Raw genomic sequence first — 17,290 nt, forward strand, 5'->3', positions numbered from 1 at the left:
TTCTGAAACAGGCTTAATTGGCTGTAGCTATTTCCTTGTAATTAGATTCTGTATTTTTCAGTTTTACCAATTGCAGATAATCGTTATTCTTCGCGAAGACTATATATTCACCTTCAGGGGTTGAAATTTTAGCCATATCCTTTACATCGCCCGTTACAAATAATCCACTTTCCCTTGCTTTTACGGGGTTAAACCCTCCTTTTCCATTACCTTCAAGCAGCAGTCCTATCCCTGCATCAGCACGAGGAGTTTCCACTTCTGATGAATACAGGTTTCCGGCTATCAGTGCGTCCAGATTTCCGTCCTTATTAAAATCTTCTACAAGGATCTGATTGATATTGGATATTTGAGCTTCCACGGGCAGGGAATGTATTTTAAAGCCATCTTCTGTGTTTTCGATATACACACTTGCAAAAGACTTCACCTGGTAATGCAGCGCATTTTCCAAATAGTCTTCGGTATATATATCTTCCAGATTTGCATTGGCAAAAGAATTATAATCTTCAAATTTCTTCTTTATTCCTGGCATTTGCTGGGAGGAACACTCTCTACCTCTTACCGGAAATTTTTCACCATCATTAAAATAACTCAGCACAATATCCTTAACATTATTACCGTCAAAATCGTAGTAATAAATATCAAAGCTGGCATCCTGACTTGCCTGATATTTATAATTGAGACCCAGGTTTCCTGCAATGAAGTCCATATCCCCATCATTATCAAAATCACCTTCTTTGAGACTGAACCACCAACCGGTAGTATCATCAAGGCCTAATTGTTTGGAAACATCAATAAAATTGCCGTGGTCATTTTTAAAAACCTTTATAGGCATCCACTCACCGGCTATAACCAGATCGGTCCACCCATCCTTATTAAAATCGGTCCAGCTTGCACTCGTTACAAGACCCAGTTTTTCAAAATCAGGAGCAATTTCAGGTGTGACATTTACAAATTTTGGTTTGCCATTTTCAGATTGATTCTCTAAAAGGTAACTATTAGCGGGCGCAGGATAATTCCCCGGAACTAATCTCCCGCCTACAAAAAGATCTAAATCACCATCTTTATCATAATCGTTCGCATAAACTCTTGAACCACTTGTGATCATAGGAGGCAATGCAGAGGTATATTTTTTGAAGTTTCCATTTTCATTTACATATAATCTATCCTGCAGCATTTCAGAATCCTGGCTATATTCATTTCCGCCACTAACGACATAGAGATCGTTATCCCCATCCTTATCGGCATCGAATATCAGGGCGCCAAGGTCTTCATATTTGTTGTCGTTATGAATATTTTCAAATTCCTTCTTTTCGAAACCGTTTTGAGTTTGAAAATAAATTCCCGGACGATATTGAGCGGCTGCACCAACAAAAAGATCTTCCAGACCATCACCATTTAGATCACCCACTGCCATACCCGGGCCGAACATTGAAGTCTTATGAGGAAGCAGTATTTCCTTCTCAAAATCATTATAGCTGTTTTCCGTATGCTTATACTCCAGATTCAGTGAATCTGCCGCTACGGTTAAAAATAATTCTTGTTCTGGATTTTCCAGTTTAGAAGGAACGGGCTTTTCTGAATTTGCATAATCAACCACTAAGAGCTGATTGGCTGAAACGTCTTTTAGAACCTGAACTTTCTTATCCGGCCAAACGACCTTTACCTCTTCTAATTTATCTTTCTCTCCAACACCAAAATGTAATCTGGGAGCAACTGATGATTGAAAACCACGAGTAAGATTAAGCTCCTGCATTTGAGATCTCCCGGCATTCCTTATATATACTCTCGTTCCTATCCCAAACTTATTTTTATCAGGCCCATTAAAACCAATCGTCAGGTAATTATTATTTCCCGTATTATTATTTTGAAAAACTGTTGCTTTATCATCAATATTATTAGTTATGATTTCCAGATCACCATCATTATCCAAATCAACATAGACTGCCCCATTTGAAAAACCTTTATAACTTAAGCCCCATTGCTCATTAGACCTTTCAAAGGTCATATCCCCATTATTCTTATAAACAAAATTATCTACCTTTTCAGAAGGTATCTCAAGGGATTTCTCTAATAGGCTATCAGTTTGTGTAGGTCTCTTCTTAAGCTCATTGAAATAATCTTTATTATTAATCTCTCTCCTAGTCCCATTGGAGATATAAATATCTTTCCAGCCATCATTATCCAGATCAACGAAGAGAGGAGCCCAGCTCCAATCGGTTGCCTGAACGCCTGCTAAATTCGCTGTATTGCTAAAATGCGGAGTGTTTCCATGTAGATTACCCGCATTGGTCTGAAGAGAGTTATACATATACTGATAATGAAAACCAGCATTCACTGTACTCCAGAAAATTGAGGGATTCATACTTGCCATATTTGCTTTCGCACGGCGATTGTTCTTTGCTGCCATATCCATTTGGAGGATATCAAGCAGTCCGTCGTTATTATAATCAGCAATATCTACTCCCATCCCGTAAAATGAAGTTTGCTGGGTAGCTTCTTTTAATACATTTGTGAATGTCCCATCCTGATTATTCAAATACATATAATCAGGCGTACTAAAGTCATTGGAAACATAAATATCTGGCCATCCATCTTCATTCAGATCTCCCACGGTCGCACTTAAGGAAAGACCAAAAGACCTCACTCCAGCTTCATTGGTGACCTTAGTAAAATGTCCCTGATCGTTTCGATATAGATTATCCGTCTCTACATCACTAACGTTCTGCATTTTAAAAAGATAGTAGTTATTAGGTGCGTCAAAACGGGTTGGAGGATAGTTAGCTACATAAAGATCCAAATCACCATCCATATCATAATCGAAAAAAGTAGCCTGAACGCTATGACCTTTATCTGCTATACCATATTCTTCAGCCTTCTCAGTAAAGGTACCATCACCGTTATTCACATACAGTAAGTTATCCCGAGGTTCAAATTTTCCAGAAGCCGAAACATAAATATCCAGGTATCCGTCTTCGTTAATATCAACCATGGTAACTCCTGTAAACCACCTGTTATCACCACTAACCCCGGCTTCCTGAGTGATATCTTTAAATTTTAAATCTCCCTGATTAAGATAAAGGCGATTAGGCTCCATATTACCGGTAAAAAACAGATCGGTTAAACCATCATTATCAACATCACCAGCAGCAATCCCTCCCCCCATATAGAGGTAAGAATAACTGAAATAATTAATGCTGTCATTTTCCTTTAAATTATTCTGAAAATCAATTCCCGTATCTTCTGAAGATAATTGGGTAAAATTATTAATATTCTTTTCTGTTTCATCAGGATCGGATGAACACGAACTAAGGAAAGAAATTGTGCAACCCAAAAGCAACACAAATAAATTCGCTGTTTTCATTTTCGACATTTGCCTTTTCATAAAATCTGGTAAGGGGATTGATTCTTAAAAGTGTTTGGCATGAAGTTTAAGAGCTCGCCTTAATAAGTCTTCACCTATTTTAGACAAGCCCTTAAACATCTTATTATTCTATTTATTTCTATAAAATATACAAGCTTATGTTGTATAGCTTATTTGATTCAAGTAATTCTAGTATTGTGGGTTTTGCTCTAAAATATTCCCCGAAAGATCTATTGCCGTAGTTGGTATAGGCATTATAACCATATACTCCTTGAACGGGGATACTTTAGGACCAAAATTAGGTATTGTTTGAGTTTCATTGGCAATATACTCCTCAATAACATTTTTCATGAAAGTTGGTCCCCAACGAGCCAGATCAAAATACCTATGACCTTCCATGGCCAGTTCCAGTCTCCTCTCAAATCTAACTGCTTTTATAGCAAATTCTTTATCAGGGAATGAAGCATAAGTTTCAATATTATAGTTGGCAGCCGGCGAACCATCTTCAGCCTGCACGTAAGTTGAATTTTTAGCTCTCTCTCTCACCTGGTTAACATAATCAAGCGCAGTATCCAGATCGTCCAGTTCTGCGGCAGCTTCCGCAGCCATTAGTAAGACGCCGGAAAATCTCATCACATTATAATTTACACCTGAATGCTGCTGACCCCAGGAACCTGTTCCCATATTTACGTCATCTCCTGCGTAATAGACATTCTTTTTAGGCAGATAAGGTCCGGAAATGTCAGAAAAACTGTTACGCACCCATTCTTTACCTGGGTTGATTCCATATCCATTATACTGTATACCACGTCTTCCAACTGTATAATCCAAACGCGGATCAAGTGGTCCGGATTCCGGAGTAAAAGCTTCATCACTTTCAATTCCATAATCGTTAGCCACATCGGTGTCACTATAATTATCCAATAGTGGCAATCCATCTGCTCCCGTTTTATATGCATTCACTAAATCCTGAGTGGGCACATAAAAACCGCAGCACCAACCAAGGGCATTAGGAAAATTCAAGGTACCACCTACGTTTCCATTATATGAAAGTCCATCATCTGCAGCAAACTGTATCGCAAAAACAGATTCTTCACTGTTTTCACCTCCAGCTCTAAAGTTAGCTACAAATTCATCATTTAAACCATAAGGTCCATTTTGAACTACATCCTGTAACAAATCAAATGCCTTCTGCCAATCCTTCTGAAATAAGTGTGTCTTACCTAAAAAAGCTTTGGCAGTCCAGGAAGTTGGTCTTCCAGGCTCTGATTGTATATCTGGTAAATTATCAATGGCAAACTGCTGATCAGCTTCAATTTGGTCCCAGATCGGGCCCGGATTGGGTTGATTAAATTCACTATTAACGTAATTTTCGGCTGAAATAAAGGCAGGGTTTCCAAAAATCTTTTGCAATTCAAAATTAAAGTAGCCTCTTAAAAACCTTGCTTCAGCTAACTTTTCAGAAAAATCTTCGCCTTCAATACTTTCAATCACAGATATCACAGCATTCGCACGATTTACACCACCATACAGCGCCTCCCATCTTCCTAAGATATAAGGATTAGCAGGAGTGAAGGTATAAGTTTCAAGATTATACAAATCTGCCTGGTCCCCATCGGTACTTCCTTTATGAGCGTCGTCTGACATTACATCAAACCACCAGTTATCAGGGCTAACGGCAAAACCGTTACCTCCATTATTATTGACTACTCCATCGAGAGCCGAATAGGCTCCTGTAAGTAAAAGATCCACTCCCTGTGCATTCTGCAGGGCCTCGTCACTTAATGCTCCTATAGCAGGATTTTCGGTAAATTCCTCATTACAAGCTATGAAAGCAAAAATAGGAAGGATATAATAGAATATTTTCTTTCTCATCATTACTATAGTTTAATATTAACACCTAATGTATATAATTGTGATACAGGATAGACAGTTAAAAGACCTCCGCCTGCAACATTCCCATCTACTCCCAGAGTAAGACTGTCAAAGGATCCTATTTCAGGATCAAGACCATCATAACCAGTAATAGTGAACAAGTTAGTTCCCTGTACATAAATACGCAAATCCTGAATTCTTAGTTTATCTACTATATTATCTGCAAAATTATAACCTATTTGCAGGTTTTTTAATCTTAAATAAGAACCATCTTCAACAAAATAAGAGTTAGGGTTCGTTTCATTATTACGAATTGTTGCACTTAAAGCCGGTAAGGCCGCATTAGGATTATCCGGAGTAAAGGAATCTAAGACTCTCGCACTTCTGTTCGCATCGAAGAAAAGAGGAAAATCTGTAAACACCTTTTGATAGTTATAAATGTCATTACCCTGTGAACCTGAGAAAAAGGCAGACATATCAAATCCTTTGTACTCTGCGGTCAGGTTTAAGCCGTAAGTAAAATCAGGATGAGGAGACCCGATATCAGTTCTGTCCTCATCATTGATCACACCATCATTATTTATATCGGCATACTGAAAACGCCCTACTCCATCAGCCGGAGTGGTAAAGCCCTGATCGGCCGCCGCAGAAACTTCTGCTTCGGAAGCAAAAATCCCTACTACTTCTCTTCCATAGAAATAAGAGAGCGGTTTCCCTACCGAAGTTCTGGTGATGGCACCACCTCTAAATCCGGTATTTCCAGTTTGAAACTCACTTATAAGGTCTGTAACTTCATTCTTATAATGGGATACATTAAGATTTATACCATAACTGAAATCAGAACTTGCCTGGCTCTGGTAACCAATGCTAAAATCAACACCGGTGTTTTTAATAGATCCAAGGTTAACCAGAGGCGCCTGGGCATCTATAGCCGTAGTACTAATTAAGCTATTGTCCCTTGTAATAAGGTCTTTTGTGGTAATCTCATAAACTTCAACACTGGCATCCAATCTATCATCAAACATCCCAACATTTAAACCAATATTTTTCGTTACACTGGTTTCCCATCTAAGATTAGGATTTCCCACCTGGCTCAAAATAGCTCCTGTTGTAGGAGTGCCACTACCACTAAAGGCATAATTGGCATACTGATTATTTAAATTAGATATATTAATGGTTGGGTTATCAGATGGTAAGGTCTGGTTACCTAATTCTCCCCAGGATCCTTTTAATTTTAATCTGTTCACCAAGGCATCCACGGGGTAAAAGTCTTCATTACTAATTACCCATCCAGCACTGAAGGACGGAAAAACATCACTCTTATTATCGCCACGGAATCTTGAAGACTCATCCCTTCTAACAGTTGCTGACAAATAATATTTACCCGCAAAATTATAATTCGCGGTACCAAATATCGAAAACAGTGTTGAAGTCCCATCATAAGCATAATCAATAATAGGTGCCCCAGCACCATTGCTTAAAAGATAGAAATCAGGGCTTTCAAATAAATAGTCGTTTCTACTTATTCCTTTCCCTTTTCCACGCTGGGAAAGAGCTTCCATACCTGCAACAGCATTAATACTATGTTCTCCAAAATTATTATTGTAGTTTATGGTGTTCGTCCAGATCCACTCATAATTATTGGAATCCTGTTCGGTTAGTGTATTTGTTGAACGGGGCTCCGAATGCTCTGGATTCTTTGGAAGGAAAAACCTTCCATCATATGACTGAATATCTGCTCCAATAGAAGTTTTAATATTCAAAGACTCTAATATTTCAAGTGAAGCATAAACATCTCCAAACAAGCGAAGGGACTTGCTGTAATTATCTGATGCCCTTTCAAGAATCGCAACAGGGTTTTCCGGGTTACTCAAACCAGCAGAAGCCGCATAGGTTCCCGTATAATTTCCATTATCGTCATAAACCGGCAATAGAGGTGAAGCTCTCAATGCAAAATTGACCTGGTTATTGGAACGGGTATTGCTGAATGAAACATTAAGATGCTCACCCACTCTTACTTTATCACCTATTTTAAATTCTGAATTTAATCTGGTAGTAGCTCTTTCATATCCGGTCTCCAATTGTATACCTTCTCTTTTTAAATAATTAAGCGACAATAGGTATTTCCCATGTTCATTCCCATTTTCCATACTAAGGGATGTGTTATAGGTAGCAGCATTACGAAATATCTCATCTAACCAATCAGTTCCACCCTGAGGAACGGTAACATCTACCGGTACACCCTGGATCATGTCCGGCACGACAGGATTTGCTCCACTCCCATATTGCGGGTGAGTAACTGTGGCACCATCATTTCTAAGACTCTGGAATATCATTTCTCCATGTTGCTGTGGATTTAACAGGTCAGGAAGATTCGCAGCTCTTGCAAACCCAACATATCCATCCACAGAAATAGAGGGTCCAGCCATGTTATAGCCTCCACCTTTTGTAGTTATAATTACAACTCCATTTGATGCTCTTGCACCATAAATAGCGGCAGCTCCATCCTTCAGAACGTTCATCTGCGCAATATCATTAGAGTTTATACTGTTAAGAATAGACGGATCATCTGTTTGAACCCCATCTATTATATAAAGTGGATTATTATTGTTACTGGTTCCGAATCCACGAATTCTTACTATAGGAGAAGAACCGGGCGAACCATCGTTTTGCACAGTCACCCCGGTAACCCGACCCTGAAGGGCTTCTGCTGCGTTTACAATGGGAGCCTTAGTTGCCTCCGAAATATCTACTGAGGCCACAGACCCAGTCACGTCACCTCGAGTTTGCTGAGTATATCCCATTACCACAATTTCATCCAGTTGACTTGCATCTTCCTGCATTGTAACATCAACAACATCCTGATCACCCAAAACCATTTCCTGAGTTTTGTAACCCACATAACTAAAGACAAGGGTTTGCCCGGCGGAAGCATCTAAGCTGTAATTTCCATCAAAATCGGTTTGTGTCCCAACCGTTGTTCCTTTAATGAAAACATTTACACCTGGCAAGGGCACACCATTTTGGTCAGTAACCATTCCCGAAATTGTTTCTTGTGTATAACTTTCCTCTACAGTAGCCGCATAAAGAGATTGACTACCTCCCAGGGTATAAAAAAGGAAAATCATGGAAAAATATAAAAGCATATTTTTCACATAACCCGGAGAAAAATCTACACGAGTAGTAGTAATTTTTACATTCATAATTGAATTAATTTAGTTAGTTTTTAAATATATAGATAAAACTTAGAAAAGACTTATCCTTTCAATAAAAATTGAAAAAAAGCAATCTTATATTGAAAAAATAATATTTTTAAAGACAAATTTTTAATGATTTAAAATATTATGTTTTTCAAACTTTGATGTATACTGATCTTTTATCCATCCACAAACCAATCAACCACAGAATAAACATATAACTCAAAGCGAATAGCAAAGAGGCTGTATAAGGACCTAAGCCCGCGAGAAAAATATCCTGATAAATAATGGTCTTTAAACTGAGCTCGCCGAAAGAAATGAGACTGACAATTTGTATTATTACCCCCGAAAGGATATATATAAATAAAGGATTCCTTCCAAATACCTCGAAGAAGTAGACTCCCTTTTTAAATCGTAAAATGTCGGTTATCAATATTAAGAATGCCAATATTAATAAATCCCAGGCAATGGTATGAAGGACATATGAACTGGTCCATATTGGTTTATTTATCGGGAAGGAACTATCCCAAACCAGAGAAGTCCCCAATAAAAGCAGTCCTATTAAAGCCAGTTTCCCAACAGTAGAAATATTACCTCCGGATCTTTGGATAAAGATCCCCGCTACATAGCCTCCTATTACATTAACTATAGCCGGGATATTACTGAGCAAGCCTTCAGGATCAAAAGGAATTCCGTAACCCATATACAAATTCTCAGAAGAAAAAATTAACAAATCAAATTTAAGAGCCGCATTCCCTTCCAGAGTATAAGCAGCTCCAGGATCACCAAAATAATACAACAACCCCCAATAAAGCAGCAGGAGAAAAGCTCCAATGCCTAGTAAATATTTCATATTTAGATACCTAATCAATAGGCCGGCAGCCAGATAGCATATTGCTATACGCTGCAACACTCCCATTATCCTTATATTGGAAAAATTCACAAACTGCCATTCACCGGAAACATCTTGCTGAACAAATGGAAAAGCATTTAGAAGCAATCCAATAAAAAATATAATCAGGCTTCTTTTAAAAAGTTTTGTTAAAAACGCTTTTTCGCCTTTGGATTCATATTTCTTAAGGCTAAAACTCATCGCATTCCCAATTACAAAAAGGAAAGTCGGAAAAACAAGATCGGTAATAGTAAAACCATGCCATGCTGAATGCTTAAAGGGGGCATAGATGGTTTCCCAACTTCCGGGAGTATTCACCACAATCATCAAGGCAATAGTTAAACCTCTCAAAATATCAAGTGCTAAATACCTTTCTTTTATACCTTTTATTTCCATTATTTTTTAACAGTAATTTTACAAATAAACAATTTTTAATTATAAAAACTAAACTTATAGTTATTTTTTTTATTTATTATAAACTTTATTAAATTTTTTTGTAAAGTTCATTCTTAAATTTAAAGTGCTAAATTTTGCCACAATGCTTTCATGTAATAAAACCTATTTAGGCTCTCTAACAGAAAAAGCAACAATTAAGGAAGGAATTAAATATATAATAGAAGTTCAATCAAAAGGCTTTCAACTACCTACAGGCCAAAACTTCCGGTCCTTTCTTAAGCTTATAAATGAAGTTTATAAGAATCATGGGGGTCACATAGTTTAGTTAGGTGTTAAAAAACTGTATTACGGCCTGTAAAGAAGAAACTTTCTTTACAGGTCTAAGTAACTCTCTAATTATAATCAAAATCAGCAGGCCGAATCATCATCGAATAAGGCTGCGGGACCTAATAGGGAAACATCGGAAACAATAGAAGGAACTATTTTAACTTTTTCAGTAATTCGTTTAAAAGGAAATGAATTTATACGTTCCTGAAGTGACCCTTCAAAAAACCTGAAGGCTTTACTCACTGAGCCTCCTAGAATAATGGCTTCCGGAGCCAGTACGTAGAGAATTAATTTAAAACTCTCTCCAAGATGCTTTCCAAAATCGTCAAATGCCTTTAGCGCTTCCCGATCACCTTCTTCAGCTCTTTTATATAATACAGATCCCTCTTCTCCATAATGAGATCTGAAGAATTTCCCACTACAGTAATCTTCGATGGTTTTATCCAAATAAGGGATATTAGCCAGTTCCCCGGCCCCGGAAAGAGTCCCTGAATAAAGTTCATTATTTATAATAATACCCGTACCATAGCCGGTTCCTAAAGAAACACCCACAAAATTGCTATAATCCTTTCCAATTCCATACTTTTTTTCTCCCATGGCAAAGGAATTAGCATCATTTATGATCTTCACAGGTTTATTAAAATAGCGCTCCAAATGATCTTTTAAGAATACTTCTTTCCAGGAAGGAATATTCCATAGATCATAGATAATTCCTTTCTCTACATTCACAAGTCCGGGAACGCCTATTCCAATTCCCTTAAAATCATCATTCGCCAACTTCTCAATTCCCTCAATTATTTCCTGAATAATTTGTTCTTTAGATGCCTTTGCAGATGTGGGAATCACATGATCTTTGATAACCCGGGACGCATTAACTATCCCCATATGAATTTTTGTAGCCCCAATGTCTATACCTATTACAGTGTCTCTCATAATTGATGATTGCTAGCCGCTATTTAAAATTTGTATTTAAGCGCCTATTCCGGAATCTTTTTTATTTCAATATTACGCCAGTAAACCTTTATCCCTCCACCTGAATGAATCTGGAGTGCTATTTTTCCCGTAGCCATTCCAATTTTATCATCTTTCAATTCTACCATTTGAACTCCGTTTAACCAGGTAGTTACGGAATCTCCTACCACCCTGATTTTCATCTTATTCCATTCACCAAATTTCAGCACTTCATCTTTGGAAGAATCAGGCTTTATCAACCAATCCCGACCATAGGATTCATAAATACCACCGGTATCATGGCCCGGAGGTGCTACCTCTACCTGCCAGCCGGTAATTTTTGTCCCTTCGATATGGGAACGGAAAAACACTCCGCTATTTCCATTTTGCTCCTGCAAGAACTCCAGTTCCAGTTCAAAATTTTTATAGTTATCGGTTGTTGCAAGATATCCGTACTCTTCATCAGACCCGCTTTCTGCAACCAGTAAATCATTTTCAACATACCATTTCTCGGTACCATAAATCTGCCATCCCTCAAGATCTCTTTGATTAAAAAGTTCTTTTGGAGAATTGCATCCAAACTGAAAAAAGACAAGCATTACAACTAAAATCCGTATTATATATCGCATAATTTAAAAACTTTGAATTCTAATATTCGGTGAGGAGAAAAACGGGTCTCCCCAGAAATAATATAATTTCTGTTAAGAGGCTGCGACAGGTTAGCTTCATTCGCAAAAAACCGAAAGCATTATAGAAGTAGCTATACCCTCCAGGCCAAATTTTTTTTAAAAAATAAACATCTATTTTTCCCTTTTCAGGAAATTAATCTAGCGTAATGTACAAAACTTTCTTTATTTTTTATATTAAATGTAATACTTCTATAAATTTATATAAAAAGAAGTGGCAGTTAAATTAAATGAATTTATTTTTAAGTATGAAGCTTTTAATTCAGGTCAAGGATTCCGGAATAATCTGACTTATACTCACTTAGCATATTTTGAGCAGCCCCCACATCAGCTACAGGATACTTACATGTTTTATTCTCACAAACATAAATAAGAGTAGATCCCGTAATCAATTTACCCTTCAGTAGCGGAAGGCTTTCTGATTTCCCACCCATAAAAATGGCTGTGGGGTAATATTTCTTTTGAAACATAATATTTTTTTCAAAGGCATCCTCCCCAACAATAGCTACTTCATTAACGCCAAAAGCTTTATAACCTAATAGCCTGCTCCAGTTTGCATAATTGGAAGGGTATTTCTTTAGTTGATTCAAAACTCTCTGCATCATTTCTTCACTACGAGCAGAGTATTCTTTACTAGCCTTTAATTCACCCAAGACAAATAGATTAATTGCCATTACAGAATTAGAAGAAGGCAATACGTTGTCATCCATTTCAAACTGCCTGGTAATAAGTTCATTTATATTATTAGGAGCATAATAAAACATACCCGTCTGGTTATCCCCAAAATGTGTTATGGCATATTGAACAATACTGTCTGCCTGCTTCAGCCATCTATCCTTAAAATTAATCTGATAAAGCTTAATCAAAGCATTACTTAGATAACTATAGTCGTCTAAAAAACCCGGGGTCCTGCTCTTGCCTTCCATATAACTTCTCATCACGCTATAATCGGCCCCCGTCATTTTTTCGGTTAAAAAATCTGCAGTCTCTTCGGCTCTTTCCAGATATTGATTATCACCCAAAGCGGTAAACGCATCCAGATAGGCCTTTAACATAAGGGCATTCCATGAAGTAATCACCTTTCTATCTACCGTTGGTTTTGTTCTATTTTCTCTGACTAACCTAAGTTTATTCCTGGACTCTGTAAGTATTTTTTTTACCTCAGAATATTCAAGATTTTCTTCTTTCGCATATTCTTTCTCTGAATAATTGCGATAGAGGATGTTCTTTCCTGCTTCCCAATTTCCATATGATTCAATATTATAGAAATCCTTAAATAATCTGGCTTCCTCAGAATTCAAAACTTTATTTATCTCCTGGGCACTCCACACATAATATTTACCTTCTTCTCCATTACTATCGGCATTGATAGAGGAATAATACCCCCCTTTTCCGTTATACAGCTCCCGCTCCACAAATTCAATGCTCTCTCTTACGATCCTGGCATATTCCCTATTTTCTGTAAGCTTATATGCTTGAGAATACAAACTAATTAATTGAGCATTATCATAGAGCATTTTTTCAAAATGAGGTACCAGCCAGTTTGAGTCAGTTGTATACCTGGAAAAGCCACCTCCTAATTGATCATAAATTGCTCCTTTTCCCATATTGGTTAAAGTAGTATTTACGATTTCAAGAATTTCTTCATCTCCAGTCAAATAATGATACTGAAGAAGGGCCTCCCAGGACAACGGCAGCGGGAATTTTTGATCTCCTTTATACCCTCCTTTATAGGGATCCAATTTCTCCTTCCATGAATTTCTTAAAGCCAAATAATTCTCCTTACTTGTCAATTCCGTATTTTCAGCTTTAAGGCTGTCCAGGGAATTACCTTTGCGTATCCCTTTGGTAAGAGCATCAGCCGTTCTTACTATTCCCTCCTTGTCTTGTTTATAGGTTTCTGCCACTTGTTTCAGTAACTTTTTCCATTGCTCCTTAGGATAGTAAGTCCCGGCAAAAAAAGGTCTGCCGTCCGGAAGAGCTATTACATTCAGAGGCCAGCCCCCACTTCCATTTAATAATACAGCCGCATCCATATATACTTTATCTATATCGGGCCTTTCTTCCCTATCTACCTTAATAGAAATAAATTCTTTGTTCATAATAGCGGCCACTGCCGTATCCATAAAACTTTCTTCCTCCATTACATGACACCAGTGACAGGCTGCATATCCAACACTAATTACAATTGGCTTCTTCTCCCTTTTAGCCTTTTCCAGGGCTTCAGGACCCCATTCATACCAATCTATGGGATTATCGGAATGCTCCTGTAAATAAGGACTACTGGCTTTTGCAAGTCGGTTTCCCGGATTTTTTGAAGATTCAGATTGTTCTTTGGAATCACATGCAATAAAAAGAAGGAAACAGAGAAAGATAATTGGCCATTTCAATGACATAGAAAGTTGTAATTTATTTAACCTACAATATACAGTTTAATACATCTTATGAAATGCTTATTTGATAAGTATGCATTCTAAAAAGAGGAACAGGCTTTGACACCGAATAACCAGGATGACCCATATATAGGTCGAAACTCCCTTCACAAAGTTTCTCCTGAAGAATTAAAATAGCCTAATAAGGCTTTTAAATTAGAAGCTTTTTGCCTTCTTTGGAATGTACTCCTGGTTTCCTACTTTTACTGGATAATACAGAAATACGGCTTTCCCCAATCAAACATTAAGCAGAATTTATGGAATAAAGAGATTTTGAGACACCCCCTGGAATCTTCAATCTGCTCTTACAATTTTGTCCCTTAATTCACGCCAGGTTACCATAATTATATTATTTTTTTCAATTAACTCCTGAGCTTTATCGCTTGTAAAAAAATCAAGGTCTTCCTGTCTCCATACATTTCCCCAATTAGGATGATCAATAGTAACGGCTTTCATTTCTTCATTATTTTCAGCTAAATGAATAATAATGGTGGACAATCCAGGCTTAAGATTATTAAGAATTTCTTCATAATATGATTCCATACCTTTGGCGAATATTTCCGGATCAGCCTGGTAATAATGGTCAACCACTATATCTTTTGCAGTTAATTTCATCGTTTTTCTAACTGTCTCAAGAGATGACATATCTTCGCTTAAAAGGACTGGTAAATTATATTCCCGACCTTTCTTAATATAAACTTCCATCAGCTCCGGCGTGGTTCTTATAGCCCCCATATGAGCGTCCAAATGAGTTATATCAATTCCATAAGACAGGGCTTTTTCGATCTGAGCCGTAATTTCTCTTTCAACATCTCCCAGGTCTGCTTTCAAACGTATACTATCTTCTAAATGAAAAAAATAACCATTTTCGTTAACCAGGCTGGGTACCATATTTTTTGAGCTTGTGGGCCCCCATTTGTAATTCTTCCACTCACTGGTAACCGTAAGATGAAGGCCAAAGTCTTTTTCTTCAGAATGCAGGCGGGCATATTCCGCAATTTCAGGGAACCACGGACAGGGTACCATAATGCTCACAGAATTTACGCCCCCCTCCTCCAGGGCTTTTATGGTTGCTATATTTTCTGAATGGCTAATCCCGGCGTCATCAGCATGAATAATAAGCAATTTTGCGTCAGCCGGATACCCCAGTTTCTCGGAAAGGGTCTGATTACTGTTCTGAGCAAGAACCGGATAGCTCATAAAGCTCAGAATCATTAATAATATTTTAAAAGATTGAATATTCATAAATTTTTTATTTAATTATTGAAAGATACTAAAATATTTAGTCAAGTCATACGCAATTCCCATACTTGGCTTCTTACTCCCGTAACTAGTTTAAAACTTATCCTTAAAAAACACCCTGCTAAAGGTTTATTCAAAAATTGAACTTATGAATATAAAAGCAGGATCACCAGAAACCGATTTTTTTAAAAACAGGGAATCATTAAACTTTATCAGAGTAACCGTAGGATATTCGAAATAATTTGGCACTCAGCAACTTATAAAAAAGAGCCAGGTCTTTTTATAAGGAAAATATGTATATTTAAGATTATATAAAAGGTTCTTTACAACCAGTAGATCAAAAAGTTATGTTCAAAACAATCTATACACTTATACTGGTTAGTTTTTTTTCAGGATTCAGCTTATTGCATTTAGAAACCATAATTAAGAAAAGATACTTTTTCCATCTGCTTTTTTTCAGCCTGTTCTTAAATGCTTCCCTTGCCCAAACAGATTCCATTAACACCTACAGCCTAAATACATTCAAAGAGATTCCTGTAAATATTTCCCTTGAATGGCTAAATAATAACTATGTTGAAAATCCTGAAAATTTTCATGAAAAAGCTTTGCAGACCTTAGACCGGGCTTATCGCTTAGAAGACGAAAAACTTAAAGCGGAAGCACACCTTCTTTTAATGCGCTGGCATGCCTTTCACGTACCCTTTACGATTGATTCGATACTTCCTCACGGTGAAAAAGCAATTGCATTATTCAAGAAAGTGAATGATATGGCCAAGGTAGCTATTACCAGTGTCGAATTGGCCTATGAATACATTGAAGGAAATGACACAGAACGTTCTGAACAATTGATCTTCGATGCCATTGAAATTTACGAAGCTTCAGGGAATGAGAAAGGCTTGGGCTCAGCTTTTAGTGCACTAGCGAGTATTTTTCTTTCACAAAAAGAGCCGCAATTGTCAATAAAATATGGTTTAAAAGCTTTGGAGCTAACACAAAAAGTGGAAGACCATCATACTACCGCTCAAACCTGGCTAGCACTCGTTCTGGCTTATGATGATGCCGGAGAACCAGAAAAGGCGATACACGCTGCGGACATGTGTATTGAAACGATTAATCGCTACAATATAGATGATGATTTCAATCTGGCCCGGGCATATGGCTATCGCGGAGATGTATGGGCAGAGCTTGAAGAGTATCAAAAATCTCTGGAAGATAATGTGAAATCTTATGCAATAGTTGAGGCCAAGATTGGAGCTGAACGGCCAGCTGCTAAAACCTATAGACGGGGAATTGGCAAGGCATATTATATGAAGGGAGATTACAAGGAAGCCCTTCCACATCTTGAAGCTAGTAAAGACGGATATGTTGCCCTGGGTCAGGGTAGCCAGCCAAAAATGCAGATATTATATAATGAAATAGCAGACAGCTATTCTAAAATCGGGGATTTTCAAAAGGCGTATTTAAATCAGCAACTAGCACATGAGGTATACGAGACTCTTATGCAGAATAAAGTTTCTAATCTGGAATCTGAAGCTTTATTTAAATATGAAAGTGGAAAAAAAGATGAAACTCTGGCATCCCAGGCCGCTTTAATAGATCAAAAAAGTAAGACCCAGACCCTTATTATCGTGATCGCTTCTCTATTGTTTATATTCCTGCTCTCGCTCTTATATTTCTTTTTGAAAAGCAAAAAAGCCACCAGAATTATCAGGGCCAAAAATGCCGAAAACGAATTATTGCTTAAAGAGATACATCACCGGGTTAAGAACAATCTGGAAATGGTAAAAAGTCTTATTGCCCTGCAATCGGCTCAAATAGAAGATCCGGCTACTAAAGACGCTATGATCGCCAGTCAGAACCGGGTCCAGTCTATGGGAATAATCCATCAAAAACTATATCAGGGCGAAAACCTGGGAAGTATTGAAATGAAA

The 17,290-nt window shown here is 37.5% G+C and carries 9 protein-coding genes; 1 reads left to right on the forward strand and 8 read right to left on the reverse strand.

Features of this window, described 5'->3' with window-relative positions:
- Nucleotides 1-13: 13 nt before the first annotated feature.
- From LU635_RS10020 to LU635_RS10055, 8 genes are all read right to left on the reverse strand, one after another.
- Nucleotides 14-3,361, reverse strand: coding sequence for a CRTAC1 family protein (locus LU635_RS10020; protein WP_240098717.1), 3,348 nt, complete (start codon nucleotides 3,359-3,361; stop codon nucleotides 14-16).
- A gap of 189 nt (nucleotides 3,362-3,550) precedes the next feature.
- Entirely contained in the window at nucleotides 3,551-5,239 is a 1,689-nt protein-coding gene (locus LU635_RS10025; protein WP_240098719.1) for a RagB/SusD family nutrient uptake outer membrane protein, read from the reverse strand.
- 2 nt (nucleotides 5,240-5,241) lie between these two features.
- Nucleotides 5,242-8,439 carry a SusC/RagA family TonB-linked outer membrane protein gene (locus tag LU635_RS10030; RefSeq protein ID WP_240098721.1) on the reverse strand — a complete coding sequence of 1,066 codons (3,198 nt, stop codon included), beginning with the start codon at nucleotides 8,437-8,439 and terminating at the stop codon, nucleotides 5,242-5,244.
- A 148-nt stretch (nucleotides 8,440-8,587) separates the two neighbouring features.
- A complete protein-coding gene (locus LU635_RS10035) occupies nucleotides 8,588-9,721 on the reverse strand; it encodes an acyltransferase family protein (protein ID WP_240098723.1) in 1,134 nt (377 codons plus the stop codon).
- Nucleotides 9,722-10,129: 408 nt separating this feature from the next.
- Nucleotides 10,130-10,981, reverse strand: a complete 852-nt coding sequence (locus LU635_RS10040; RefSeq protein WP_240098725.1) for an ROK family protein — start codon at nucleotides 10,979-10,981, stop codon at nucleotides 10,130-10,132.
- Nucleotides 10,982-11,025: 44 nt separating this feature from the next.
- A complete protein-coding gene (locus LU635_RS10045) occupies nucleotides 11,026-11,628 on the reverse strand; it encodes a 3-keto-disaccharide hydrolase (protein WP_240098727.1) in 603 nt (200 codons plus the stop codon).
- Nucleotides 11,629-11,942: 314 nt separating this feature from the next.
- Nucleotides 11,943-14,081, reverse strand: coding sequence for a thioredoxin domain-containing protein (locus LU635_RS10050; RefSeq protein WP_240098729.1), 2,139 nt, complete (start codon nucleotides 14,079-14,081; stop codon nucleotides 11,943-11,945).
- A gap of 330 nt (nucleotides 14,082-14,411) precedes the next feature.
- Nucleotides 14,412-15,332, reverse strand: coding sequence for a polysaccharide deacetylase family protein (locus LU635_RS10055; RefSeq protein WP_240098731.1), 921 nt, complete (start codon nucleotides 15,330-15,332; stop codon nucleotides 14,412-14,414).
- Between the two features lie 374 nt (nucleotides 15,333-15,706).
- Here LU635_RS10055 and LU635_RS10060 point away from each other — a divergent pair.
- A partial coding sequence (locus LU635_RS10060; protein WP_240098733.1) for a histidine kinase dimerization/phosphoacceptor domain -containing protein occupies nucleotides 15,707-17,290 on the forward strand: 1,584 nt, incomplete at its 3' end.

It is taken from the genome of Christiangramia crocea (genome assembly GCF_022410465.1).
In the GTDB taxonomy this organism is placed as follows: Bacteria; Bacteroidota; Bacteroidia; order Flavobacteriales; family Flavobacteriaceae; genus Christiangramia; species Christiangramia crocea.

Coding starts and splice junctions, on each gene's coding strand:
- LU635_RS10020 (WP_240098717.1), bottom strand. CDS start 3,361: ATGAAAACAGCGAATTTATTTGTGTTGCTTTTGGGTTGCACAATTTCT.
- LU635_RS10025 (WP_240098719.1), bottom strand. CDS start 5,239: ATGATGAGAAAGAAAATATTCTATTATATCCTTCCTATTTTTGCTTTC.
- LU635_RS10030 (WP_240098721.1), bottom strand. CDS start 8,439: ATGAATGTAAAAATTACTACTACTCGTGTAGATTTTTCTCCGGGTTAT.
- LU635_RS10035 (WP_240098723.1), bottom strand. CDS start 9,721: ATGGAAATAAAAGGTATAAAAGAAAGGTATTTAGCACTTGATATTTTG.
- LU635_RS10040 (WP_240098725.1), bottom strand. CDS start 10,981: ATGAGAGACACTGTAATAGGTATAGACATTGGGGCTACAAAAATTCAT.
- LU635_RS10045 (WP_240098727.1), bottom strand. CDS start 11,628: ATGCGATATATAATACGGATTTTAGTTGTAATGCTTGTCTTTTTTCAG.
- LU635_RS10050 (WP_240098729.1), bottom strand. CDS start 14,081: ATGTCATTGAAATGGCCAATTATCTTTCTCTGTTTCCTTCTTTTTATT.
- LU635_RS10055 (WP_240098731.1), bottom strand. CDS start 15,332: ATGATTCTGAGCTTTATGAGCTATCCGGTTCTTGCTCAGAACAGTAAT.